Origin of the sequence: Paraburkholderia sp. BR14312, from assembly GCF_040948675.1 — a bacterium.
Classification (GTDB): domain Bacteria; phylum Pseudomonadota; class Gammaproteobacteria; order Burkholderiales; family Burkholderiaceae; genus Paraburkholderia; species Paraburkholderia nodosa_A.
In genome coordinates this window covers 350,905-375,253 of record NZ_JBFPKI010000009.1, presented here as the reverse complement: position 1 = coordinate 375,253, position 24,349 = coordinate 350,905, and the positions used below count along the sequence as shown (strand labels likewise).

The 24,349-nt window shown below is 67.1% G+C and carries 22 protein-coding genes and 1 riboswitch; of the genes, 11 read left to right on the top strand and 11 right to left on the bottom strand.

Translation table 11 applies throughout. The annotated features are described in order from the left end of the window. Positions 1-430: 430 nt before the first annotated feature. The gene (locus AB3X98_RS26140; RefSeq protein ID WP_368602844.1) at positions 431-1,294 is read left to right on the top strand and encodes a peptidoglycan DD-metalloendopeptidase family protein; all 864 of its coding nucleotides are present in this window, start codon (positions 431-433) and stop codon (positions 1,292-1,294) included. Positions 1,295-1,397: 103 nt separating this feature from the next. On the opposite strand, the gene prpF is transcribed toward AB3X98_RS26140, so the two are convergent. The 5 genes from prpF to AB3X98_RS26115 all read right to left on the bottom strand — a co-directional run bounded on the left by prpF (position 1,398) and on the right by AB3X98_RS26115 (position 7,670). Then, positions 1,398-2,588, bottom strand: a complete 1,191-nt coding sequence (gene prpF / locus AB3X98_RS26135) for a 2-methylaconitate cis-trans isomerase PrpF (protein WP_368602845.1) — start codon at positions 2,586-2,588, stop codon at positions 1,398-1,400. A 58-nt stretch (positions 2,589-2,646) separates the two neighbouring features. After that, on the bottom strand, positions 2,647-5,244 hold the full coding sequence (acnD, locus tag AB3X98_RS26130) for a Fe/S-dependent 2-methylisocitrate dehydratase AcnD (RefSeq protein ID WP_368603054.1): 2,598 nt from the start codon (positions 5,242-5,244) through the stop codon (positions 2,647-2,649). Between the two features lie 84 nt (positions 5,245-5,328). Beyond that, positions 5,329-6,495, bottom strand: coding sequence for a 2-methylcitrate synthase (gene prpC / locus AB3X98_RS26125; protein ID WP_069266207.1), 1,167 nt, complete (start codon positions 6,493-6,495; stop codon positions 5,329-5,331). A gap of 47 nt (positions 6,496-6,542) precedes the next feature. Continuing rightward, the gene (gene prpB / locus AB3X98_RS26120) at positions 6,543-7,433 is read right to left on the bottom strand and encodes a methylisocitrate lyase (RefSeq protein WP_368602846.1); all 891 of its coding nucleotides are present in this window, start codon (positions 7,431-7,433) and stop codon (positions 6,543-6,545) included. A 66-nt stretch (positions 7,434-7,499) separates the two neighbouring features. After that, positions 7,500-7,670, bottom strand: coding sequence for a hypothetical protein (locus AB3X98_RS26115; RefSeq protein WP_342946600.1), 171 nt, complete (start codon positions 7,668-7,670; stop codon positions 7,500-7,502). On the opposite strand from AB3X98_RS26115, the gene prpR reads away from it, so the two are divergent. Next, a complete protein-coding gene (gene prpR, locus AB3X98_RS26110; protein WP_368602847.1) occupies positions 7,669-9,714 on the top strand; it encodes a propionate catabolism operon regulatory protein PrpR in 2,046 nt (681 codons plus the stop codon). The genes AB3X98_RS26115 and prpR overlap by 2 nt on opposite strands. Here the strand turns inward: prpR and AB3X98_RS26105 are convergent. Continuing rightward, on the bottom strand, positions 9,711-10,103 hold the full coding sequence (locus AB3X98_RS26105; protein WP_069266209.1) for a hypothetical protein: 393 nt from the start codon (positions 10,101-10,103) through the stop codon (positions 9,711-9,713). The two genes, prpR and AB3X98_RS26105, sit on opposite strands and share 4 nt — an antisense overlap. Before the next feature lie 184 nt (positions 10,104-10,287). Between AB3X98_RS26105 and AB3X98_RS26100 the strand changes: the two genes are divergently transcribed. After that, the gene (locus AB3X98_RS26100; protein WP_342946598.1) at positions 10,288-10,902 is read left to right on the top strand and encodes a DNA-3-methyladenine glycosylase; all 615 of its coding nucleotides are present in this window, start codon (positions 10,288-10,290) and stop codon (positions 10,900-10,902) included. A gap of 216 nt (positions 10,903-11,118) precedes the next feature. Then, positions 11,119-11,463 carry a DUF4148 domain-containing protein gene (locus AB3X98_RS26095; protein ID WP_368602848.1) on the top strand — a complete coding sequence of 115 codons (345 nt, stop codon included), beginning with the start codon at positions 11,119-11,121 and terminating at the stop codon, positions 11,461-11,463. 303 nt (positions 11,464-11,766) lie between these two features. Here the strand turns inward: AB3X98_RS26095 and AB3X98_RS26090 are convergent, their stop codons facing one another. Beyond that, positions 11,767-12,210, bottom strand: a complete 444-nt coding sequence (locus AB3X98_RS26090) for a CBS domain-containing protein (RefSeq protein ID WP_069266211.1) — start codon at positions 12,208-12,210, stop codon at positions 11,767-11,769. A gap of 284 nt (positions 12,211-12,494) precedes the next feature. On the opposite strand from AB3X98_RS26090, the gene ribA reads away from it, so the two are divergent. From ribA to AB3X98_RS26055, 7 genes are all read left to right on the top strand, one after another. Continuing rightward, positions 12,495-13,142 carry a GTP cyclohydrolase II gene (gene ribA, locus AB3X98_RS26085; protein WP_035513597.1) on the top strand — a complete coding sequence of 216 codons (648 nt, stop codon included), beginning with the start codon at positions 12,495-12,497 and terminating at the stop codon, positions 13,140-13,142. Between the two features lie 77 nt (positions 13,143-13,219). After that, on the top strand, positions 13,220-14,110 hold the full coding sequence (locus AB3X98_RS26080; protein ID WP_368602849.1) for an SH3 domain-containing protein: 891 nt from the start codon (positions 13,220-13,222) through the stop codon (positions 14,108-14,110). 754 nt (positions 14,111-14,864) lie between these two features. Then, on the top strand, positions 14,865-15,272 hold the full coding sequence (locus tag AB3X98_RS26075) for a hypothetical protein (protein WP_368602850.1): 408 nt from the start codon (positions 14,865-14,867) through the stop codon (positions 15,270-15,272). Positions 15,273-15,537: 265 nt separating this feature from the next. Next, positions 15,538-16,236, top strand: a complete 699-nt coding sequence (locus tag AB3X98_RS26070; RefSeq protein WP_368602851.1) for a response regulator transcription factor — start codon at positions 15,538-15,540, stop codon at positions 16,234-16,236. Further along, positions 16,233-17,648, top strand: a complete 1,416-nt coding sequence (locus tag AB3X98_RS26065) for a FecR domain-containing protein (protein ID WP_368602852.1) — start codon at positions 16,233-16,235, stop codon at positions 17,646-17,648. Before AB3X98_RS26070 ends, AB3X98_RS26065 begins: the two co-directional genes overlap by 4 nt. Before the next feature lie 26 nt (positions 17,649-17,674). Next, the gene (locus AB3X98_RS26060; RefSeq protein ID WP_368602853.1) at positions 17,675-20,083 is read left to right on the top strand and encodes a CHASE2 domain-containing protein; all 2,409 of its coding nucleotides are present in this window, start codon (positions 17,675-17,677) and stop codon (positions 20,081-20,083) included. A 90-nt stretch (positions 20,084-20,173) separates the two neighbouring features. Then, positions 20,174-20,800 (top strand): DUF4136 domain-containing protein, encoded by a 627-nt coding sequence (locus tag AB3X98_RS26055; protein WP_368602854.1) that lies wholly within the window; start codon positions 20,174-20,176, stop codon positions 20,798-20,800. 1 nt (position 20,801) lies between these two features. Here the strand turns inward: AB3X98_RS26055 and bluB are convergent, their stop codons facing one another. The 4 genes from bluB to AB3X98_RS26035 are packed head-to-tail and all read right to left on the bottom strand — an operon-like array spanning position 20,802 to position 23,889. Then, the gene (gene bluB, locus AB3X98_RS26050) at positions 20,802-21,497 is read right to left on the bottom strand and encodes a 5,6-dimethylbenzimidazole synthase (RefSeq protein WP_368602855.1); all 696 of its coding nucleotides are present in this window, start codon (positions 21,495-21,497) and stop codon (positions 20,802-20,804) included. Next, positions 21,481-22,791 (bottom strand): cobyrinate a,c-diamide synthase, encoded by a 1,311-nt coding sequence (locus AB3X98_RS26045; protein WP_368602856.1) that lies wholly within the window; start codon positions 22,789-22,791, stop codon positions 21,481-21,483. The genes bluB and AB3X98_RS26045 overlap by 17 nt, the downstream gene beginning before the upstream one ends. 4 nt (positions 22,792-22,795) lie before the next feature. Beyond that, positions 22,796-23,398 (bottom strand): cob(I)yrinic acid a,c-diamide adenosyltransferase, encoded by a 603-nt coding sequence (gene cobO / locus AB3X98_RS26040; RefSeq protein WP_028205563.1) that lies wholly within the window; start codon positions 23,396-23,398, stop codon positions 22,796-22,798. Beyond that, positions 23,398-23,889, bottom strand: a complete 492-nt coding sequence (locus AB3X98_RS26035; RefSeq protein WP_256094833.1) for a cobalamin biosynthesis protein — start codon at positions 23,887-23,889, stop codon at positions 23,398-23,400. The genes cobO and AB3X98_RS26035 overlap by 1 nt, the downstream gene beginning before the upstream one ends. A 142-nt stretch (positions 23,890-24,031) precedes the next feature. After that, positions 24,032-24,302, top strand: a riboswitch (cobalamin riboswitch). Positions 24,303-24,349 lie beyond the last annotated feature (47 nt).

Below are 24,349 nucleotides of genomic sequence, written 5' to 3'. Positions count from 1 at the left end.
GCCAGTGCGCTGTTCAAGTTTCTGGGACGTGTGCCGATAAGGCAGGGGATGGGGCACGATCATGCAGGTGCGCCAAACGCCGCCCTGAAGCGGGTTTGGGCAATTTCCTCTGGCCCTTTGCCAACGCGCTGCTGAGCAAGAATTCGGCTAATTAACATTTGTTTCAAAGTGTTCTCCCTGGGCTGATTTCGTGGAGTTGCGCTTACAATGCCGCATCGAATTTGAGATGGCACGCTCGTTCGTTAATGGAGCGATCGCGTGCGTTGAATGTTTATGGTTCGAGATGTCGTCGGTTTAGACGCAGATCGACGCAGCCCGGCGCAGGCGAGCCGGCACGCCATGAGGGACGGGAGCGCGGCATACGCGGCAGACCGTCCGGGGCAGCCATTCGCTGCATCGCACGGCTGCAGGCACCGCAGGAGAAAGGGTTATGTTTGAAGACGATCGTATCGGTCAGCGCGGCCTCAAAGCGTTTTGGGCCGCGTTGGGATTGGCGGCCCTGTTGGGGGGCTGCGCCAACATGAATCAGCAGCAGCCGCAGCAACAACCGCAGCCTGACACGGCGGCAGCGGCGACCCCGGCCTCCGACGCAGCGAGCGCCGACGCCAGCAGCGCACAACAAGCGACGAGTGCGCCCGTCACGCGCGTCGTCACCAAAACGACCTACGTGCGCGTGCGCCGCGGTGACACGCTTCAGCGCATCGCGCAAAAGCACAGTGTGTCGGTCAAGGATCTGGCCACCTGGAATCACCTGAAGCCGAACGCTCAACTGCGCGCAGGCCAGTCGATCAAGCTGGTTTCAAAGCAGACGATCACCGTCCAGGTGGCCGCGCCGCAAGCAGGCGGAGCGACGGCGAATGCCAGCCCGAACGCAGCTGGAAACCGCCAGGTTGCGGCCGAAGTGGCACGCCATTCGAACAGCGTCGCACTCGTGTGGCCGGCGCATGGCCGTGTGGTCGAACCGTTCGCACCGGGCACGACGCGCGGCATCGAGATCGCGGGCAAGGCCGGCGACCCCGTGCTCGCCGCCGCCGACGGCAAGGTCATGTATGCGGGCACGGGCCTGAACGAATACGGCAGCCTGATCATCGTCCAGCACAACAAGGACTTCCTCACGGCTTACTCGCACAATCGCCGTCTGCTTGTGAAGACCGGTGACACGGTGCATCAGGGCCAGCAGATCGCCGAGATGGGCAGCGAAAACAACGACCGCGTGGCGGTGTTGTTCGAGGTGCGCCGCGATGGGAAGCCAGTGGACCCGATGCCCTATTTGCCTTCTTCTCCGCAGGGCTGAGCGTCCCACCTGTGCGGCGAGAACAACAAAACCGCCCTGACGCATCACAACGTCAGGGCGGTTTTTTCATCGTCGCAAACCGCGTACTTCCTAAAACCGCTGCTTAAAACGCGTCGCCCGGCACCCGCACCCAGCCTTCCATCAGCACGCGCGCGCTGCGGCTCATGATGGCCTTCGTGACCGTCCATTCGCCGTTTACCTGACGCGCCTCGGCGCCTACGCGCAGCGTGCCCGACGGATGCCCGAAGCGCACCGCGCTGCGTTCGCCGCCCCCCGCCGCGAGATTCACGAGCGTGCCGGGAATGGCCGCCGCGGTGCCGATCGCCACGGCCGCGGTGCCCATCATGGCGTGGTGGAGCTTGCCCATCGACATGGCGCGCACCAGCAGGTCCACATCGCCGACTTCCACCCGCTTGCCGCTCGACGCCGTATAGCCCACCGGCTTCGCCACGAAGGCGATTTTCGGCGTGTGCTGGCGCGTGGCGATCTCGTCGAGTTGCTTGATGAGCCCCATGCGCAGCGCGCCGTGCGCGCGGATCGTCTCGAATTTTTCGAGCGCCTGCGCGTCGCTGTTGATCGCGTCCTGCAATTCCGTGCCCGTGTAGCCGATGGTCTCGGCGTTCACGAAGATCGTCGGGATGCCCGCGTTGATCATCGTGGCCTTGAGCGTGCCCACACCAGGCACTTCGAGGTCGTCAACGAGATTGCCGGTGGGGAACATCGCGCCGCCCGCGCCCTCTTCCTCGGCGGCCGGGTCGAGGAATTCGAGCTGCACTTCGGCGGCGGGAAAGGTCACGCCATCCAGTTCGAAATCGCCCGTCTCCTGCACGTGCCCGTTCGTCATCGGCACGTGCGCGATGATGGTCTTGCCGATGTTGGCCTGCCAGATGCGCACGGTCGCCACGCCGTTGTCGGGCACGCGGCTCGGGTCGACGAGGCCGCCGCTGATCGCGAACGGGCCCACGGCGGCGGAGAGATTGCCGCAGTTGCCGCTCCAGTCGACAAAGGCCTTGTCGATGGCGACCTGGCCGAACAGGTAGTCGACGTCGTGGTCGGGCTTGCTGCTCTTCGCCAGAATCACGGTCTTGCTCGTGCTCGACGTCGCGCCGCCCATGCCGTCGATCTGCTTGCCGTACGGGTCGGGGCTGCCGATCACGCGCATGAGCAGCTTGTCGCGCGCAACGCCCGGCTGCTGCGCCGAAGCGGGCAGATCCTGGAGGCGAAAGAACACGCCTTTGCTGGTGCCGCCGCGGATATAGGTGGCGGGAATCTTGATCTGGGGTACGTGTGCCATGTGTTGTCCTGAAACGAAGGGCGGCGCGCGTGTGAGCGCTGCGCCGCCCGTTTCCCGTTTATGCCGCTGCCTGTGACGATTCGAGGAAGTCCTGCGCGAAACGCTGCAGCACGCCGCCGGCTTCGTAGATCGACACTTCCTCGGCCGTATCGAGTCGGCAGGTGACCGGCACTTCCACGCGCTCGCCGTTCCTGCGCTGAATCACGAGTGTGAGGTCGGCGCGCGGCGTGCGCTCGCCGATCACGTCGTACGTTTCCGTGCCGTCGATGCCGAGCGTCGTGCGGTTCGTGCCCGCCTTGAACTCGAGAGGCAGCACGCCCATGCCGATCAGGTTCGTGCGGTGAATGCGCTCGAAGCCTTCCGCTACGATCGCTTCCACACCCGCGAGACGCACGCCCTTGGCCGCCCAGTCGCGCGACGAACCCTGGCCGTAGTCCGCACCCGCGATGATGATGAGCGGCTGCTTGCGTTCCATGTAGGTTTCGATGGCTTCCCACATGCGCGTGACCTTGCCTTCCGGCTCGACGCGCGCAAGCGAACCCTTCTTCACGGCGCCGTCCACCACGGCCATCTCGTTGATGAGCGTCGGGTTCGCGAAAGTTGCGCGCTGCGCCGTGAGGTGGTCGCCGCGGTGCGTCGCGTACGAGTTGAAATCCTCTTCGGGCAGGCCCATTTTCGCGAGGTACTCGCCCGCTGCGCTGTCCAGCAGGATGGCGTTGGAGGGCGAGAGGTGGTCGGTCGTGATGTTGTCGCCGAGCACCGCGAGCGGGCGCAGGCCCTTGAGCGTGCGCTCGCCTGCCAGCGCGCCTTCCCAGTACGGCGGGCGGCGGATGTAGGTGCTTTGCGCGCGCCAGTCGTAGAGCGGGTCGGTCGTTTCACCTGTTACCGCGGTGGCCGCGAACATCGGTTCGTACACCTTGCGGAACTGCTCGGGCTTCACACTCTTCGCGACGATGGCGTCGATCTCTTCGTCGCTCGGCCAGAGGTCCTTGAGGTACACGGGCTTGCCGTCCTTGTCCGTGCCGAGCGAGTCCTGTTCGATGTCGAAGCGGATCGTGCCCGCAATCGCGTACGCGACGACGAGCGGCGGCGAGGCGAGGAACGCCTGCTTCGCATACGGGTGAATGCGGCCGTCGAAGTTGCGGTTGCCCGAGAGCACGGCGGTCGCATACAGGTCGCGGTCGATGATTTCCTGCTGGATCTTCGGGTCGAGCGCGCCCGACATGCCGTTACACGTGGTGCATGCAAACGCGACGATGCCGAAGCCGAGCTTTTCCAGATCGGGCAGCAGGTTGGCTTCCTCGAGGTAAAGCTCGACGGCCTTCGATCCCGGCGCCAGCGAACTCTTTACCCACGGCTTGCGCGTAAGGCCGCGCGCGTTCGCGTTGCGCGCGAGCAGCGCGGCGGCGATCACGTTGCGCGGGTTGCTCGTGTTCGTGCAGCTCGTGATGGCGGCGATGATGACCGCGCCGTCGGGCATCTGGCCCGGCGTTTCTTCCCACTTGCCTGCAATGCCGCGCTCGGCGAGAGCGGATGTGGGCAGACGCTTGTGCGGATTCGACGGGCCGGCCATGTTGCGCACCACGCTCGAAAGATCGAACGTCAGCGTGCGTTCGTATTGCGCGTTAGCGAGCGTATCGGCCCACAGGCCCGCGGTCTTCGCGTAGGTTTCGACGAGCTTGACCTGCTCTTCGTCGCGGCCCGTGAGACGCAGATACTCGAGCGTCTGGTCGTCGATGAAGAACATCGCGGCCGTGGCGCCATACTCGGGCGCCATGTTGGAGATCGTGGCGCGGTCGCCGAGCGTGAGGCTCGATGCGCCTGCTCCACGGAACTCCAGATAGGCGCCCACGACCTTTTCCTTGCGCAGGAACTCGGTGAGGGCGAGCACGATGTCGGTGGCGGTAATGCCGGGCTGGCGCTTGCCGGTCAGCTCCACGCCGACGATATCGGGCAGGCGCATCCACGAGGCGCGGCCGAGCATGACGTTCTCGGCTTCGAGGCCGCCCACGCCGATGGCGATCACGCCGAGCGCATCGACGTGCGGCGTGTGACTGTCGGTGCCGACGCAGGTGTCGGGGAACGCCACGCCGTCACGCGCCTGGATCACGGGCGACATCTTCTCCAGATTGATCTGGTGCATGATGCCGTTGCCCGGAGGAATCACGTCGACGTTCTTGAACGCCTTCTTCGTCCAGTTGATGAAGTCGAAGCGGTCTTCGTTGCGGCGGTCTTCGATCGCGCGGTTCTTGTTGAACGCGTCCGGATCGAAGCCGCCGCATTCCACGGCGAGCGAGTGGTCGACGATCAGTTGCACCGGTACGACCGGATTCACCTTGGCGGGGTCGCCGCCCTGGTCGGCAATGGCGTCGCGCAGGCCGGCGAGATCGACGAGTGCGGTTTGCCCGAGGATGTCGTGGCAGACCACGCGCGCCGGGAACCACGGAAAGTCGAGGTCGCGCCTGCGCTCGATGAGCTGCGTAAGCGAGGCGGTGAGCGTGGCCGGGTCGCAGCGGCGCACGAGGTTTTCGGCGAGCACGCGCGAGGTGTACGGCAGCGTGGCGTAGGCGCCGGGCTGGATGGCCTCGACGGCTTCGCGCGCGTCGAAGTAATCGAGCCGGGTGCCCGGGAGGGACTTGCGGTAGGCGGTATTCACGGCTTGGGGACCAAATGGATTGTAAGCGGCGATGCGCAGGATCGAAGGCGACGTCGTCACGCTACGACGCATCGCCTCCGGCGATCAGCGCTTGCTGATCGGCGTGAACTTCAGATTCTCCGGACCCGTGTAGTTCGCGCTCGGGCGGATGATCTTGTTGTCGATGCGCTGCTCGATGATGTGCGCGCTCCAGCCGGCGGTGCGCGCGATCACGAAGATCGGCGTGAACATGGCGGTCGGCACGCCCATCATGTGATACGACACGGCGCTGAACCAGTCGAGGTTCGGGAACATCTTCTTGACTTCCCACATTGTCGATTCGAGGCGCTCGGCAATGTCGAACAGCTTCATGTTCGACTGCTCCTTCGAGAGCTTCTTCGCGATTTCCTTGATGACCTTGTTGCGCGGGTCCGAGATCGTGTACACCGGGTGGCCGAAGCCGATCACGACTTCCTTTTTCTCCACGCGTGCGCGGATATCGGCTTCTGCGTCGTCGGCGTTTTCGTAGCGCGACTGGATCTCGAACGCGACTTCATTCGCGCCGCCGTGCTTCGGACCGCGCAGCGCGCCGATCGCGCCCGTGATGGCCGAGTAGATGTCCGAGCCCGTGCCCGCGATCACGCGGCCCGTGAACGTCGAGGCGTTGAACTCGTGCTCGGCGTACAGGTTGAGCGACACGTGCATCGCGTCGACCCACGACTTCGACGGCGCGCGGCCGTGCAGCAGGTGCAGGAAGTGGCCGCCGATCGAGTCGTCGTCGGTTTCGACTTCGATGCGCTTGCCGTTGTGCGAAAAGTGATACCAGTACAGCAGCATCGAGCCGAGCGAAGCCATCAGGCGGTCGGCGATATCGCGCGCGCCCGGCAGGTTGTGGTCGTCTTTCTCGGGCAGCACGGTGCCCAGAATCGAGACGCCGGTGCGCATCACGTCCATCGGATGCGCCGAGGCGGGCACGGCTTCGAGGGCCGTCTTCACGTTGGCGGGCAGGCCGCGCAGCGCCTTGAGCTTCGCCTTGTAGCCGGCCAGTTCGGACGTGTTCGGCAGCTTGCCGTGCACGAGCAGGTACGCGACTTCTTCGAATTCGCACGCGGTGGCGAGGTCGAGAATGTCATAGCCGCGGTAGTGCAGGTCGTTGCCGGTGCGGCCCACGGTGCACAGCGCCGTGTTGCCCGCCGCGACGCCTGACAGCGCAACGGACTTCTTCGGCTTGAAACCGCCAGCGGCTTGCGTGGTGTTTTCTGCTTCGCTCATGGTGTCTTCCTCTCTCCAGGTATCTGTGAACTATATGGTGGGCGGATTTACTTCTTCGCGGCAAAGAGCGCGTCGAGCTTGTCTTCGTATGCGTGATAGCCGAGGTAGCGGTAGAGGTCTTCGCGCGACTGCATCGTCGAGACGGCGGCCTTTTGCGTGCCGTCGCGCTTGACGGTCTCGTAGAAGTTCAGCGCGGCAGCGTTCATCGCACGATACGCGCCGCAGCAGTAGAGCGCGATATCCACGTTCGCGCTCTTCAGTTCTTCGGTCGTGAAGAACGGCGTCGAGCCGAACTCCGTGAGGTTGGCGAGAATCGGCACCTTCACGGCGGCGCGGAAACGGCGGTAGTCGTCGAGCGTCTTCATCGCTTCGGGGAAGATCATGTCCGCGCCCGCTTCCACGTAAGCCACGGCGCGCTCGATCGCGGCGTCGATGCCTTCCACGGCGGCCGCGTCGGTGCGGGCCATGATGACGAAGCCGTCGTCGGTGCGCGCGTCCACGGCGGCCTTCACGCGGTCCACCATCTCGTCGGTTCCCACGACTTCCTTGTTCGGGCGATGGCCGCAGCGCTTCTGACCCACCTGGTCTTCCAGGTGCACGGCGGCCACGCCTGCCTTGATGAACGACTTGATCGTGCGCGCGATATTGAATGCGCCACCCCAGCCGGTGTCGATGTCGACCATCAGCGGAATGTCGACGGCGTCGGTGATGCGGCGGGCGTCGATCAGCACGTCGTCCATGGTGCTGATGCCGAGGTCCGGCACGCCGAGCGAGTTGGCGGCCACGCCGCCGCCCGAAAGATAGACGGCCTTGAAGCCGGTCGCCTGCGCGAGCTTGGCCGCATACGCGGTGATGGCGCCGACGACCTGCAGCGGTTGTTCGGCAGCCACGGCTGCGCGGAATTTCGCGCCGGCGCTGGCGGGGATTTTGTTGTTCATGCGGGATGTCTCCAATTGAATCGCCGCCTGATACTGCAGATAGCGTGCCAGCTCCGCGCCAGGAGGCTAACGCGTTGATTTTGCGCTGGAATCGCTTGTGCCGGTAGCGGGCCCCGATTTCCATGGTGAAATCACAATTTCAAAAATGAAATCGGCGCGCGATAATGCGAAATCTGGCTGACGGTCGGCTATCGGCTGCACCGTCCCCGGCGTCACGACCGTATCGTTGGACATCATGAACCGCTTTCCCGCTCCCGCTTCCTCCGCGATCCGCCCGCGTGTCTGGGCCATGGGTATCAGCCGCCTGCGCGACCTGTTTCGCGACATCGCCCGCGAATACGACGAGCTCGCGGACCTGCGCGTGGTGCCGCGCGGCTTCGAGGAAGCGGTGGCCGAACTCGCCGCCGCGGGGCCGAACCAGCGGCCCGATGTGGTGGTGGCGGCGGGCTCGAACGGCACCTATCTGAAAGCGCGTATCGACCTGCCCGTAGTGCTCGTGCAGCCCACCGGCTTCGACGTGATGCAGGCGCTAGCCCGCGCGCGGCGCGAGGCCGATCTCGTCGCGCTCGTCACCTACGGTGAGACGCCTGTGGAAGTACGGCGCTTTGCCAGCGCCTATGGCATCGACGTGGTGTTCGGCCAGTACCGCACGGTTCAGGACGCCGAGGCCTGCGTGCTCGACCTGCGCGACCGCGGCGTGGGCGCGGTCGTGGGGCCGGGCCTCGTCAACGATCTCGCGGCCCGGCTCGGGCTCGTGCCGTTTTTCGTCTACTCGCGGCCCTCGGTGCGCGCGGCGTTCGACAACGCGCTGGATCTCGTGCAAGCCACCTGGCGCGAAACGCAGCGTCGGCAGCGCCTCGACAGCGTGCTGCAACACCTGCGCGACGGCGTGGTCGCGCTCGATGCGCGCGGCCGCGTGGAGGCGATCAACCAGCGCCTCGCGGCCGTGCTCGGCATCGATCCGGCGGCGGCCGCGGGCCAGTCGCTCGCGGCGCTCGCGCCCGACATCGCGTTCGCGCTGCCCGAAGCCGATGGCGAATCGCTCGAGACCGTGCGCGGTGTGAGCTATGTCGTGCATCGCGGGCCGCTCGTCGACAACGGCGTGACGACAGGCGCCGTGCTCACGTTTCAGGAGTCGCGTGCGGTGGAGCGGCTCGACCGCACGCTGCGCTCGCGTCAGCGCACGCAGCAGTTCGTCGCGCGCTACCGGCTGGACGACCTGAGCGGCGCGACGCCCGGCATCGAGCGCGTGCGCCAGCTCGCGCGGCGCTATGCGAAGTCGGACGCCACGGTGCTGATCCGCGGCGAAAGCGGCACCGGCAAGGAGATGATCGCTCAGGGCATTCATCGCGAGAGCCCGCGGCGCGACTTTCCGTTCGTCGCGATGAATTGCGGCGCGTTTCCCGAGGCGCTACTGGAGAGCGAGTTGTTCGGCTACGAGGAGGGCGCGTTCACGGGTGCGCGGCGCGGCGGCAAGGTGGGGCTCATCGAGGCCGCGCACCGCGGCACGCTTTTTCTCGATGAAATCGGCGAGATGCCATTGCCGTTGCAAAGCCGCCTGCTGCGCGTGCTGCAGGAGCGCGAGGTGGTGCGCCTCGGCGCCACCGAGCCCACGCGCGTGGACGTGCGCGTGGTCGCCGCCACGCACCGCGCGCTCACCGAGCAGATCGAAGCGGGCGAGTTTCGCGCGGATCTCTTCTATCGCCTGAACATTCTCAATCTCGCCATTCCGCCGTTGCGCGAGCGCGGCGCCGACATCGCGCTGCTGGCGTCGGAACTGCTGTTCCAGGCCTCGCGCCGCGAGCCGCGCGTGGCCGTGCGTATCCGCACGCCCGAAGACGCGTCGCGCACGCTCGCACGGGTGAGCGGCGCGCTCGCGCGGCACGCATGGCCCGGCAACGTGCGCGAGTTGCAGAACGTGGTCGAGCGGATGGTGGTGGAACTGGCCGATTCGGAAGAGGACGTGCTGACGCCCGACGTGCTGCGCTCCATCGCGCCGGAGGTGTTCGAGTCGCGCCGTGCTGCGAGTGGCGCGGCAACGACGGCAGGCGAGGGCGCGCTCACCTTGCGCGAGCGCAGCCTCAACACCGAAGCCGATGAAATCCGCGCCGCGCTCGACGCCTGCAACGGCGATCGCGACCGCGCGTGCGAGATGCTCGGCATCAGCAAGACGACGTTGTGGCGACGCCTTTCCGCCGCGAAGGGCAAGCGCGGCGGCGCAGCAGCCGAGGCCACGGTGGCCGCGGCGCCTCGCAAGGCGCCGCGCGCCAGAAACGCTTAGTTCTTCAGGGCGTTGAGGAGCGGCGCGACGGTCCCGTGCAAGTGCAGGATCTCGGGGCTCGCCTGCAGCAACGCCTGATAGCGCTCGTAGAACTCCGCCGATTCCTCGCCGGAGAAGAGTGCGGCCACGCCTTGCGCCGCACCGATGCGATCGTCGGGGCTCGCATCCTTGGCGTCGAGCGTTTCGTCGACGTTGGCGATCACCGTCGAGAGCGGCATGAGCCAGCGAAAGCCCGAGCCGTTGATGAGCACCTGCAGGAAGGCCGCCGGCGTGACCGGTCCGAACTCGCGTTCGTAGTCCTTGCGCTCGTGGTCGAGAATCGCCTTGTGCAGCGTGAGCAGGGGCTTGCGCACGGTCGTGAGGAATTGAATCGCGCTTTGTTCGTTCATCGTACGGCTCCTTGGGTAGCGCGAACCGTTCGCGCGGATATGCGGACGATGGTAGCGCAATGGCCGGCTGCGCGTGGCTAAGCCGTGGATGAGCGGTAGCTGGGCGCGGCCAGCGCTACACTCTGCCGGTCCGCGAAACCGCGATGCCCACGCCGACCACCCCGACCACCCCGAGAACGCTTCGATGACGATACTGCCACTGCACCGCCACGACCTGCCGCTCGATACCGCCGAGCTGGCGCGCTTCATGGTCGGCAAATATCTCGTGCGCGACCTGGCGCGCGGGCGCATGGTGGGGCGGCTCGTCGAAGTCGAAGCGTATCCCGTGGGCGACTCCACGAGCTACGCCTACATCGGACGCCGGCCCTATAACGCCGCGATGTTCCTCGAGCGCGGTCATGCCCACGTGCGGCTGACCTACGGCAGCGCCTGGATGTTCAACATGTCGAGCGAAGCCGTGGACGTGGGCGCGGGCATCCTGTTTCGCGCGCTGGAGCCGCTCGAAGGCATCGGCGCGATGGAGGCGCTGCGCCCCGGCGTCCCGCTGCGGGATCTCGCGCGCGGGCCGGGGCGGCTCTCGCAGGCGTTCGGCATTGCGGCGGCCTTCGACGGCGTGGACCTGTGCCGCGGGCACGGACTCTGGATCGGCCGCGTGGACGAACCCGAGCGGCCCGTGGGCGTGACGACACGCATCGGGCTCTCGCGTGAGATGGACCGGCCGCTGCGTTTCTACGAACGGGGCAGCCGGTTCGTGAGCGGCCCACGTAAGCTGCTGGACGGCAGCGTCGCCCCGCTGTGACTGGCACGAGCGCTCCGGCGAAATCCGCGGGAAGCGCCGCGCCGCAAGGCGTTCGGCCGATATCGCATGCGCGCGGCATTGTTGCCGCGATTGAAAGTGTATTTTCCCAAAATTAGGGTTTCCCCTGGGCTCCTGTCTCAATACACTGAAATCACTGGTTCGGCGATGCAAGCAGACACCGCCGTCGGAATAAAACAAGTGATGGAGGTAATGAACATGAAATCCCGTACCCTGATTCAAGCCGCATTCGTCGCCGCCCTCGTGGCTGCTCCGGCCCTTTCGTTTGCCCAGGTGCAAGGCAACGGTCCGGTCACACGCGCCGAAGTGAAGTCCGAATTGATCCAGCTCGAGAAGGCCGGCTACAACCCGGCTACCGCCAATGACGCGACGTACCCGAGCGACATCCAGGCCGCCGAAGCCCGCGTGAGCCAGCAGGAAGGGTTGGCGCAACAAGCGCCGGCAGCCGAAACGAGCGGCTATGGCCCGTCGACCTCCGGTTCGGCGCAGTCGGGCCAGCCGGCCACGGTGCGCCCGTCGCAGTCGGTGTACTTCGGCAACTAAGCGGGTGACCGGGCGACATCGATCGGCCGAGGCTGGCCGTTCCAGCGCAAACCGGTGCCAGGGCGCTGCGAGCAGGCACGGACGCACGCGTAAGTTGACCCGGCAGCGCCCCCACCCAGCAAAGCTCTAAACCCATACTGGCGAAGGCGGACAGCGTTCCGCCTTTGTCGCACGCCGCCCGCGCAAACCATCGCGCGATTTTTCATGCGTGGAACCTCCGCCGCCGAAAGGTGGCTTCGCCCAACCCCGTCGGGATTGGGCGCTTTTTCACGTCTGGTGGGCTGGTGGGGCGGGCGCGTTACGTCAGGCGCCAGTCCCGCCGGTGATGTAGTGCTCAAGCTGCTCGATCGTGAACTTCTGCTCGGCGATGATTTCCTTCACGAGGTCGCCGATCGACACCATTCCCACGAGCTTGCCGCCGTCCATGACGGGCAGGTGACGCATGCGCCGCTCGGTCATGAGCGCCATGCAGTCGTAGGTGGTCTGCTCCGGCTGGACGAAGCGCACGTGCGTGCTCATGATGTCGCGCACGGCGGTCGTTTTCGAAGATCGGTCCATCAGCACGATCTTGCGCGCGTAGTCACGCTCCGTGACGATGCCGGCGATCGATGGACCGTCGGTCACGAGCAGCGCGCCGATCTGCTTATCGGCCATCAGGCGGATTGCGTTGTAGACGGAATCGGAGGCTTCGATCGTGTACACCACCTGTTCCGGTTTCGATTTGAGTACCTGTGCAACGCTTGTCATAGGGCGACCCTCTTCGTCCTTCTGGTTGTCCAGTCATTGCGCGGTGCGGCAAGCCGGGTGTATCGCCCGTCAAGCCATTGGAAAGCCATTTCAGTATAGGCGGCTGGCGTGCCGTGCGTCCTCGGGGTATGCGCGGGGGTCGCACCATTTATGCCGAGGGCATGCGGCGCGGGCCGAGCCTCCCCTACTGGGCTGGGCGGCGGGGTGGAGCAAATGGCGGTAAACTCCGGTTCCGAACCTCAACCCGGCCCCTTGCCGGTTTTGCCAGTTTTTGCTCGAGAATCATGCCTACGCTTCCTGAGTCGTCCTGTGCGGACGGCGACAACGCCAACGAATGCGTCGTGCTTGACGCGACCGCCACGCTGCCGACCCGCTACGGCACGTTCGAGTCCTATGTCTACCGGGTGAAGGACGGCGGCGCCGAGCATCTCGCGCTCGTCATGGGCGACGTGGGCAGCGGCGAGCCTACGCTGACGCGGCTCCACTCCGAGTGCCTGACCGGCGACGTGTTCGGTTCCTACCGTTGCGACTGCGGCGAGCAGCTCGACCTCGCGCTGCGCTACATCGCGGCCGAAGGCCGTGGCGTGCTGCTCTATCTGCGTGGCCACGAAGGCCGGGGCATCGGCCTGTCGAACAAGATCCGCGCGTACCAGCTCCAGCAGCAGGGCCGCGACACCGTCGAGGCGAACCTCGATCTCGGTCTGCCCGACGACGCGCGCGAATACGATTCGGCGGCAGCGATCCTGCGCCTGCTGAAAGTGTCGTCGGTGAAGCTCATGAGCAACAATCCGAAGAAGTTCGACACGCTCAGGCAGCACGGCCTCCCGGTGATCGAACGCGTGGCGCTCGCGATCCCGATGCGCGAGGAAAACGAGCGTTATATCCGCACCAAGCAGGTCAAGTTCGGGCATTACTTCGAAGAAAACGAATAACCTCGAATCGTCGTCACGACGGGCCGGGCACGGCAATTGCGCAGCGGCAAACAAACTAGCTGGAACAGGGAGAAACGATGTCCAAGCGCTTCAACACGCGCCTGCGCGCGGCCTTACCTGCGCTCGCCGGCGCGTGCCTCGCAACCGGTCTCGTGCTCGCGTCGTCCGCCGCCAGCGCGCAATCCGCGGCCTACACGAGCGAACCGGTGGATCTGTACGCGGGGCCTTCAGGCGACTATCCCGTCGTAGCCGAACTGGGACCCGGCCAGCCCGTCACCGTGATGGGCTGCGTGGGCGACTATTCGTGGTGTGACGTCACCGTGCCCGGTCTGCGCGGCTGGGTCTACGGCGGGTATCTCAGTTATCCGTATCAGGGCAGCTACGTGCCGCTCACCGACTATGGCGCGCAGATCGGCCTGCCGATCGTGGCGTTCTCGCTGGGCGCCTACTGGGGCAGCTTCTATCGCGACCGGCCGTGGTATGGCGAACAGCATCGCTGGGAGCACGTGCCGCCGCCCGAACGCGGCCGCCCGCCGGCAGCGCCGGCGTGGCATGGTGCGCCGGGCCGGCCGTCCGCCATTGCGCCTGGCGGTGGCGAGCGTCCCTCGCGACCCGATGAGCCGATGCGCGGCGCACCGCCGCCCGGGACGCAACGCCCGCCCGGCAACGGGGAGCAACCGGGCACCATGCGTCCCCACGAGGCGGGGCATCCGCCCGAGCAGCAGCAGTTCGGCGGCCGGCCGCCCGCCGGCGCGCCCGCGCAGGGCTATGCGCGTCCGCCGGAGCCCCAGCCGCAGGGCGGCATGCGCGCGCCTGGGCCCGCACCTCAACAGCCGCAGGCCGGCATGCGCCCGCCCGCACCTCAACAGCCGCAGGGGCGGCCGGCTGCGCCGCCTCAGGGTGGTGGTCAGGGCGGGCATGCTCCCCAGGGTGGCGAACGGGGCAATGACCGGCAATCCGAGCACTAACGCATACTGACTTGCTTCGCTGCGGCGGCGGGATATCTCCATGGCGGGAATCCCGCCGCTGCCGTCTTCCGGCTGAGAGTTAGGATTGCGAATCAATCCGGGCGCGTGACGGGCATGCGCTGCGTTACGCGGGCTCGCTGGAGCCATCCCCCAAGCCATGCCATCTGCCCGGCTGTTCACTGCTTTTCATCGGCTCTGACAGATTTAACAATCCCTGACAGTAAATTCACGGCACCCAGGTGAGAATACGTCGTCGCGGCAAGTGCAAGCACGGCCGCACGCCGCCAGCGCCACGCGAGCTTCGCGCATGCGCCGCTGGCAACGGATTTCCGCTACGGGGGCTGGCTCGCTCGGGACCTGGCGACGCAGTCAGCAAGAGGAAGTCAGAGCGAACCCGAGTTCGCCGGATAACGCTGGGAAAACCAGTGCTTTGAGGTGGACGTGGCGATGGCGGCACGTGCCTCGTCGTGCAGGGAGGCGGCTGCGGCCCGCTGACAGCGTCGGGCGGTGACGCTGGCAGCGGGGCTCGCGCCGCGTACGACGATGACTGCGCTGGCGGTCCGACTCCGGGGGCGGAATCCGGAGACCACGCAGTGCGTAGCACGCGGCCGTCGCCACATTTTTTTCCGCATTTGAGAACGCATTCTTTTTGCCGCTTCGCGCATTGCGAGCGGCTCGACGTTGTTGCGTCCGCGAAAAAACGCCTGGCCGCTTCACTTCTGTTGCTCTGCCTGCTTGTCTTCACGGGGGCTACATGTTTTTCCGATCCGGCCGTAAGCGTTTTCCACCGGGCTCGCGCGCGGACGGCCCCGACGGTGGCCGCGAGTTCGACCGCATCGAGCTCGACCTCGCGCGCGACCAGCATGCGCGCGCCGCGATGGAAGCCTACGCGGACTCCTGCGCGGCCGAACTCCCGTGGCTCAGCGAGGCGCTGCACCTTTCGCGTTTCGGCGCGGCCGAGCGTCTGACACAGTGTTCGTCCACGGTACTGCGCGTGTTCGTGATGGCGCAGTCGCGCGCGGCCTTGCAGCCGGACTATGCACACGCGGCATGGGAGCACGTGCACTCCCACCTGACCGCGCTGCTCGCGCAATCGCCGTCAGTTGCGGGCGAGGCGGCCAGGCCCGGTTCGAACGACGGCAAATTCGACTACCATGAGTGATTAACATGAGAGCGATCTGTTCACCGAAGTCGAGCGTGGCCTCGCGCTCGCATTTTTTTCGAGACGCGGCGAGAGTAGCGGGCTTTGGTGCGCGGCGGGTCCCGCGTGCCGCCAGGCCCAGAGCCGGGGCCCGGGCGGGTGGCCCACGATCCGGCGCCGAAGCGCGCGCCAGCGCCCGCCAGGCAATGGTCCTGGTGGCAGCGCGGTGCGGCAGGGAAGCAGTCCATCGCAGGACGATGAAGAACAAACCTGGTTGCGGGGTGCTATGAGAGTTGCAGTACTGGATGACGATGCAGCGCAGACAGAGTTCGTCTGCCAGGCCTTGAGCGCTGCGGGCCACGTCTGCCACGCGTTCGCCAAGGGTAGCGAGCTCGTCAGACAGCTTCGGCGGCAGACGTTCGATATGCTCGTGCTCGACTGGAACGTACCCGACATGGCGGGCGACGAGGTGCTGCACTGGGTGCGGCAGAGCCTCTCCACGCGCCTGCCGGTGCTCTTCATGACGAGCCGCAGCCGCGAGGCCGACATCGCGCAAATGCTCAACGCCGGCGCCGACGACTATGTCGTCAAGCCCGTCTCGGCGCCGGTGCTGATCGCCCGCGTCAATTCGCTGTTGCGCCGCGCCTATCAACTGCACACGCCCGCGTTCAAGGAAACCTTCGGCGAATACGAGTTCGACCTGAAGTCGCGCCAGGCTTCGGTGAGCGGCCGCAACGTCGCGCTCACGCAGAAGGAGTTCGAACTCGCGCTGCTGCTGTTTCAGCATCTGAGCCGTCCTCTGTCTCGCGCGCACATCCTTGACGTGATCTGGAAGCAGTCCGACGACATTCCTTCGCGCACGATGGACACGCACGTTTCCATGCTGCGCTCGAAGCTCGGCCTGCGTCCCGAGAACGGCTATCGCCTCACGCCGATTTACGGCTACGGCTACCGGCTCGAGCGTATCGAGGGGGACAGCGCGTGAGGGGCGCGCGTGCGGTGCGCGCCACCGCGGCGCCGTTCCTTGCTTTCGCGCTTGCGTTCGTTGCACTTCCCCGCGGCGCCGAGGCGCGCGAGAACGCTCCGGCGCAGCCGCCCGAGATGACCCCCTACGTCGCGCGCCCCGGCGACTCGCTCTACGACATCGCCACGCGTTACCTGCGCAATCCCGCCGACTGGAAGAAGCTCGCGAGCCTCAATCATGTGAGCGAGCCGCGCCACCTCCGGCCGGGCACGACGCTGCGCGTGCCGGTCGCGCTGCTGCGCCAGGATGGCCTGAGCGCGAAGGTGATCGCCGCGAACGGTCCCGTGCAGCATGCGTTCCGCACCGGCCCGCTTCTACCGCTCACCGTCGGCGCGAGCCTTGTCGAAGGCGACCGGGTGCAGACCGGCCACAACGGTTTCGCCACCCTCGAACTGGCCGATGGCTCGCATATCGCCCTGCCGCCCGATACCTCGCTCGACCTCGCCACGCTGCGTCAAACGGCGCTCACGGGCGCGACCGACCGCATCGTCGATCTCCATCACGGCGAGGTGAGCAACGAGGTCACGCATGCCACGAAGAAGGACGATCGCTTCCAGATCCGCTCGCCTTCCGTGGTGGCCGGTGTGCGCGGCACGCAGTTTCGCGTGAGCTACGACGGCGACAAGGGTGCGACGGCGGTCGAGGTGCTGGACGGCGCAGTGGGCGTGGACGCCGACTCGGTGGCCCGCAACGGCCGCAGCGCGCTCGCGCGGCCGCCGTCACCGGGCACCCCGCTCAGCGCCTCCGAGCAACTCGTCGCCGCGCACCACGGCAACCTCACGCTGGCGGGCCAGCCGGTGGGCGCGCCCGTCACGCTGCTCGACGCGCCCGAGCTGCTGCATCCGTCCAAAGTGCAGGACGACGAAGCTGTCGCCTTCGAAATCGCGCCCTCGGCGGGTGCGAGCGCCTGGCGCGTGCAGATCGGCCGCGACGCGGGCCTGCTCGACATGATTCGCGACAAGCGCAGCGCCGACCCGCGCGTGTCGTTTGCCAATCTCGAAGACGGCACCTACTTCGTACGCATCTCCGCCATCGACGCCCGCGGCCTCGAAGGCATGCCGGTTTCGTATGCGTTCGAGCGCCGGCGCGTCGCGCTGGGCACGAGCGCCGGCCCCATTGAAGGCTCGCGCGACTTCGCGTTCCGCTGGTTCATCGACCGCAACGCGCAAAACACGCGCTTTCGCTTCGTGCTCGGCACGACGTCCGATCTGCGCGCGCCGCTCATCGACCGTACCGACATCACGACGGGCGATGCGGTCGTGCGCGACCTGCCGAAGGGCGTCTACTACTGGACGGTGATCGCCGAGCAGTTCGACAACGGCCACTACTACCAGAAGGGCAGCCCGGTCCAGTCATTCAGGCTCGACTGGTGACTCGGCCGGACGAGGTGGAGCCCCGCATGAGCGTGAGGCCGCCCGCGCGCCTTGGCCGCTCCGTCGGGCGACGCTTCCTGTTCGAATGGGCCGGCGTGGGCTGCGCGGGCGTGGTCGTGGTCGTGCTCTGCGTGCTCTGGCGGCTCACGAGCGGCGCCGACCATCTCGTCTATGACCGCCTGCTCTCCGCGCGTGCGTTGCCGGTGTCGCCCGACATCGTGCTCGTGGAGATCGATAATGCGAGCGTCGCGGCGCTCGGGCGCTGGCCGTGGCCGCGCGAGCTGCATGCGCGGCTCGTCGATCAACTCGCGAAAGCGGGTGCCGCGGCCGTCGTCTACGACGTGCTGTTCACCGAATCGTCCCCCGACGACGCGCACTTTGCGCAGGCACTGCACGCGCGCCCGTCGTTCCTCCCCATCCTGCTCACGCCCGCCGACGACACCGGCCGCCGCGAGGCCGTGCGTCCGGTCGCGCCGCTCGCGCAGGCGGTCGCCGGCATGGGCCACATCAACCTCGAAGTCGATAGCGACGGCATCGTGCGCAGCGTCGCGCTGTTCGAAGGCGACGCGCAGCAGCGCTGGCCGCAACTGATGGTGCCGGTCTGGCGGGCCGTGCGCAGCGGCGCGGTGAAGCTCGCGCACGGCATGCCCGCCGCCGCGCAGCGCGATGATGTGCTGCATGCGGCGGCGCCGGGCAGCGAGGCGCGTTTCCTGATTCCGTTCGGCGCAAATTCCCAGGCGTTCCACAAGGTCTCGTTCGCCGACGTGCTCGATGGCCGCGTGCCGCCCGAGCAGTTGCGCGGGCGCGTGGCGATCGTCGGCGTCACGGCCTCGGGGCTCTACGACCGCTTCGCCACGCCGCTCTCGGGTACGCTCGGGCCGCTACCCGGCGTGTACATCCACGCCATCGTGCTCGACACGCTGCTCAACGGCAGCGCCATCCAGCCCGCGCCGCCGGTCATGGTCGTGTTTGCCTCGCTCGCGCCGCTCGCGGTGCTGCTGGCGGGTTTCCTCGTGCTCTCGCCGTTGCGCACGCTGCTGCTGCTCGCGTTCCTGATCGCCGTGTCGCTCGGTGCGAGCGCGGGCATGCTGCACGTGCGCCTCTGGCTCCCGCCCGTGCCAGCGATCGTCGCGCTGCTCATCGTCTATCCGGTGTGGAGCTGGCGCCGCCTCGAGATGACGATGGCTTACCTGCGCAAGGAACTGCGCCAGCTTGCCGACGAACCCTACCTGCTGCCCGAGGCGCCTACGCCGCGCCGCGAATTCGCCGGCGACGCGCTCGCCCAGCAAATGGCGCTCATGGCGCAGGCCGCGCAGCGGCTGCAGGACATGCGCCGCTTCGTATGGGATAGCCTCGATTCCGTGCCGGAGCCGATTCTCGTGGCCGATCTGCGCGGTGTCGTGCTGATCGCGAATCATGCGTCGCGTGCGTATCTCGAGCGCCTGAACGTGAGCGCCGCGGAAGGGCGCCGGATGCAGGACGTGTTCGGCGACCTCGCGCTCGTCAAGCCGATCGACCCGTCGCCCGACGCGATGGCGTTTGCGCACGCGCATTGGCCCGCGCCGCTCGACCCGGCGCGCGACGAGTTTGCCGAGCTGATGGAACGCGGCGTGGAAGTGCGCGCGCGCGACGGCAGCGACTATCTGCTGCGCTACGCGTGCTGTACGAACGCGCAGGGACAGGCGGTGGGCTGGATCGCGGGTCTCGTCGACGTGACGGAGCTGCACGACGCCGAACGCCAGCGCGAGGACGCGCTGCGCCTGCTGTCGCACGACATGCGCTCGCCGCAGGCCTCGATCGTCGCGCTCGTCGAGACGGAGCGCGAGCGCGGCACGCTTGGCTCCGAGCCCGTGCGCGGCGTGATGGAGCGCATCGAGCGCTACGCGCGCCGCTCGCTCAAGCTCGCCGACGACTTCGTGCAGCTCGCGCGCGCCGAGTCGCAGGTGTACGCGCTCGAGCTCACCAGCCTCGCGGAGCTGGTGATCGACGCGAGCGACGAAGTGTGGCCGCAGGCGCACGCGAAGCGCATCCAGATCGACACCGTGTTCGAAGGCGAGCAGATGGGCTGGATCAACGCCGACCGCTCGCTCATGACGCGCGCGCTCGTGAACGTGCTGAACAACGCAGTGAAGTACAGTCCTGCGGATACGCGCATCGTCTGCACCGTCGCGCTGGACGACCGCGTTCCGTCGCGCGTGGTCTGCTCGATTCGCGATCAGGGCTACGGCATCGCGCAGGAAGATCAGGCGCGGCTGTTTCAGCCGTTTCAGCGCTTTCATGCGGAACAGCGGCCCGAGGTGAGCGGCGCGGGGCTCGGCATGGCGTTCGTGAAGACAGTCGTGACGCGCCACGGCGGCGACGTCCTGCTGGAGAGCGAGCCAGGCAAGGGCACCGTGCTGACGATGTCGCTGCCCGCGATCGGTGCGCCGGTTTGAGTCGTGCCGTGTCGTTCCTGCTGCGCATGCATGCATGAATAACCCGAATGCCGTTGGCCGTATGCCGGCGGCAACCCGATGGAGTGTTTCGTGAAGACTTTGCTGTCGATCTGTCTGCTACCGATGCTCGTCGCCCTTGCCGGATGCGCGGGCGTGACGACCGACGTCGCGGCCACAGGCGCGCTGCCCGCAACGGCTGCGACCAGCCAGCCCGCGACCTACCGTTTTGCGCCAACTCCGGCCCAGGCCGATGCGGGCGAGATCCTCCCGTACCAGGCGTTGCTGAGCGACGGTCTCGCGCAGCGCGGCTTCAAGGCAGGCGCACCCGAGGCGGCGCGCTATCTCGTCTCGGTGGCGTGGGACACGCATCCCGCCGAGGTGAAAGTCGTGGACGCTAGCTGCGGCGCCGGCTGCGCGCCGGCCGAGGGACCGTCGTTGCCATGGTTCGGGCGGCCCTACGTGCACACGCTGACGCTGCGTTTTTTCGCGTTGCCCGATGGTAACGAGGTCTACAAGGTGAGCGCCGTGAAGCGCGACCGCAACGCCGACGCCCGCGAGGCCGTGCCGTATCTCGTGGCGGGCGCACTGGCGCGGCTGCCGTACGCGGGCGCGCCGCAATGGCGCGTCAAGCTGAAGGGTCCGGTCAGCGCCGGCACGGCGGATCAAGCGCCGGGCATGCCGGAAGTGCTCTCCGTCTCACCCGTCAATCAGCAGTAGTTCAGGGCAACTTTCCGGGGGTGTCCGGCGCCGCTTCGGGCACGCTCGCCGGCTCGTCCTGCGGCCAGCGGTTTTCGAACACGCATTCGCCAAGCGGCTTGCGTTCGGCCCACTTCTCCATTTCGAGCATCGGCTGCGGGTAGAACGCGTCGACCTGACCCACGCAGAGGATCGCCACCGGCTTGGCGCCGGGCGGCATGGCGAGCAGGGTGCGCACCTCGTCGACGTCGAAGATCGACACCCAGCCCATACCGAGCCCTTCGGCGCGCGCCGCGAGCCACATGTTCTGGATCGCGCACGCCACGGAGGCGAGGTCCATCTCGGGCAGCGTGCGGCGGCCGAAGACGTGGGCTTCGCGGCGATCCATCAGCGCGACCACGAGCACCTCGGCGCAATCGCGCATGCCTTCCACCTTGAGCTTCATGAACTCGTCGCGGCGTCTGCCCAGCGCATCGGCGGTTGCAATGCGCTCACGCTCGACCGTCGCGTGCAACTGCTCGCGCACCGAATGGTCCGTGATGCGCACGATCCGCCACGGCTGCATGAAGCCCACGCTCGGCGCGTGATGCGCGGCGTCGAGCAGGCGCGCGAGTGTCGCGAGATCGATCGGGCCCGGTGCGAAGTGCCGCATGTCGCGGCGCTCGTAAATCGCGCGGTAGACCGCCGCGCGTTCGGCTTCGTCAAAGGGCTGTGCCATGGAAGAGTGCGGCCGCGAAAGCCGGGTTGGAGGGCCAGTAAGCGTGCATATAGGTGGCCGCGATCGAGCCGTGCCGGTACAGCGCCTCGCCCGGCGCGCCGGTCTGTGCGTGGTGTGCCGTGAGCGCGGGCGCCAGCGGCGTGGCGACGCGCGAATAGTGAAACGTGTGGCCGCGTAGCGCGCCATGCGCGCCGTCGAGCTGCTGCATGCCGAGCGCCGCGAAACGCTTTTGCATGACCGCCTCGCCGGGAAGCAGGCCGAGCATCGGCGTGCGCGTGCCTTCCACGTCGGTCAGTGCATCGAGCAGATAGAGCATGCCGCCACATTCAGCGACGAGCGGCTTTCCCGCGGATACATGCGCGCGCAACGAATTCGCGGTCTGGGTATTGTGCGCGAGCGTCGAGGCATGTAGCTCGGGATAGCCGCCTGGCAGAAAGATCGCGTCGGCGCTGGCGGGCGCGGGCTCGTTTGCGAGCGGCGAGAAGTAGCTCACGCTCGCGCCCAGCGTTTCGAGCAGCGCAATGTTCGCCGGATAGAGAAACGAGAATGCGGCGTCGCGCGCAATGGCGATATGGCGGCCTTCGAGCCGGTGCGCAATCGCTTCGTCATGCGAAGGATCGGCGAATGCCACCGCAGGCGGCAATTCGGCGAGCGCGGTTTGCGCGAGCGCGTCGGCGGCGCGTTCGATGCGCGCGTCGAGGTCGCCGATCTCAGCGGCCTGATGCAGGCCGAGGTGGCGATCGGGCAGCGCCATCGTTGCTTCGCTCGCAACATGCCCGAGCCAGCGTACGTCGGCGGGCAACGCCTCCTGCAGCATCTGCGCGTGGCGCGGCGAGCCCACACGGTTCGCCAGCACGCCGTGAAAGGGCACTTCCGGCCGAAAATGCGCGAGACCGAACGCGATCGCGCCGAAGGTCTGCGCCATCGACTTCGCGCTGACGATGGCGGCCACCGGCACGCCAAACTCGGTCGCGAGATCGGCACTGCTCGGCGTGCCGTCGAACAGGCCCATCACGCCTTCGATAAGGATCAGGTCGGCGTCGCGCGCCGCCTGCGCGAGCAGGGCGCGGCACGCTTCTTTGCCCACCATCCACAGGTCGAGCGAGAGCACGGGCGCGCCGCTCGCGCGTGCGAGGATCATCGGGTCGAGAAAATCCGGCCCGGTCTTGAAGACGCGCACGCGTCGGCCCGCGCGCCGATGCAGTCGCGCGAGGCCAGCCGTGAGCGTGGTCTTGCCCTGGCCCGAAGCGGGCGCGCTGATGAAGAGCGCGGGGCAGGCAACCGTTGCGCTCATGCGCTTAAAACTCCACACCCTTTTGCGCCTTCACGCCTTGCTCGCGATACGGATGCTTCACGAGGCGCATTTCCGTGACGAGGTCGGCCGCTTCGATCAGGGCGTCGGGCGCATGGCGACCCGTCACGACCACGTGCACGTGCGGCGCGCGCGAGGCGATCACACCGAGCACTTCGTCGAGCGGCAGGTACTCGTATTTGAGCACCGTGTTGAGTTCGTCGAGGATCACCATGGCGTACTCGCCGCTCTCGATCATGCGCTTCGCTTCGTCCCAGCCCTTGCGCGCGGTGGCGATGTCGCCGTCGCGATTCTGCGTGTTCCAGGTGTAGCCGTCGCCCATCGTCACGAAATCGCAGTGCGCAACGCTGCCGAGGAAATCGCGTTCGGCCGTGTGCAGCGCGCCCTTGATGAACTGCACGACACCTAGCTTCATGCCGTGGCCGAGCATGCGCACGGCCATGCCGAACGCGGCCGTGCTCTTGCCCTTGCCGTTGCCGGTGTTGACGATCAACAGGCCCTTTTCGTGCGTCGCGGCGGCCTGCTTCTTTTCGTGGCCCTCGCGGCGGCGTTGCGTCATGCGTTGGTGCGATTCGGGATCGGTTTTCATCATCGGGATTGGTTTGGTTGCGGCGCTTTCGCGTCCGCATTTGCGTCGTTTGGCAGAATGCCTGCGATTGCGACCGTCACGCCGTCGAGCGCCAGCTTGCCGCGCACGAGCGGAGCGCCGCCCGCCGCCAGACGCGCGCAGGGTTCGCACACGCCGTCTACGCCGAACTGCGCTTGCGCGGCTGCGGAGGGTGGCGCCAGTATCGGTGTCGCGGCGAGTTGCTCCCGCGTGTACGTCTGAAGCGGCAGCGCATGTGCCGCGCAAAACGCCTGCAAGCCGGGTTCGCCGGCTTTTGCATCGAGCGTTGCCACGGCCGTTACGCTGTCGACCGGCCACGCGCCGAGCGCGGCGCGCACCGCGGCTTCGACCTGCGCGAGCGTCACGCCGCGCCGGCAGCCGATGCCGAGCGCAAGCGGCGGCACGCGCTGCGCGGGTTCCGGCGTGGCTTCGAATGAGGCTGCGCCCGAGGCGCGATTTTCGGCAGGATTCACGGCGAGGGCGTCGATCGAAGGCGTGACCGCAGGGGCAAAACGAGCAAAAGCGTCGCGTTCCGGCGGGCGCCGGATGCGCGCTACGATAGCACACGCTTTTGCGGCTTCCCACGCCTTCCTTGACGCACGGGCCCCCCGCGCCTACACTCGCACGCACTCTGGTGCTCGCGCGCGCGATTCATAATGCGCGCGCAGTTAAACGGGAATCAGGGAGCCATCCCGCCTCGGGCGTGGCCAACCTGAACTGCACCCGCAACGGTACAACGAGCGCGGCGTTCGCACGAATGCCGCAAACCGCTTCCATGCTTTACGCAGTCCACGCCACTGTGCAAGCCGGCCGCAAGGCCGCTCGCGCGGGAAGGCGAAGCGGTGTTTCGTCAGTCCGGATACCGGCCAGATACGTGGGATTCGTGCTGCGGGGATGCGGTGCCGGGTCCGTGATTTTCATGCGTCAGCCGGG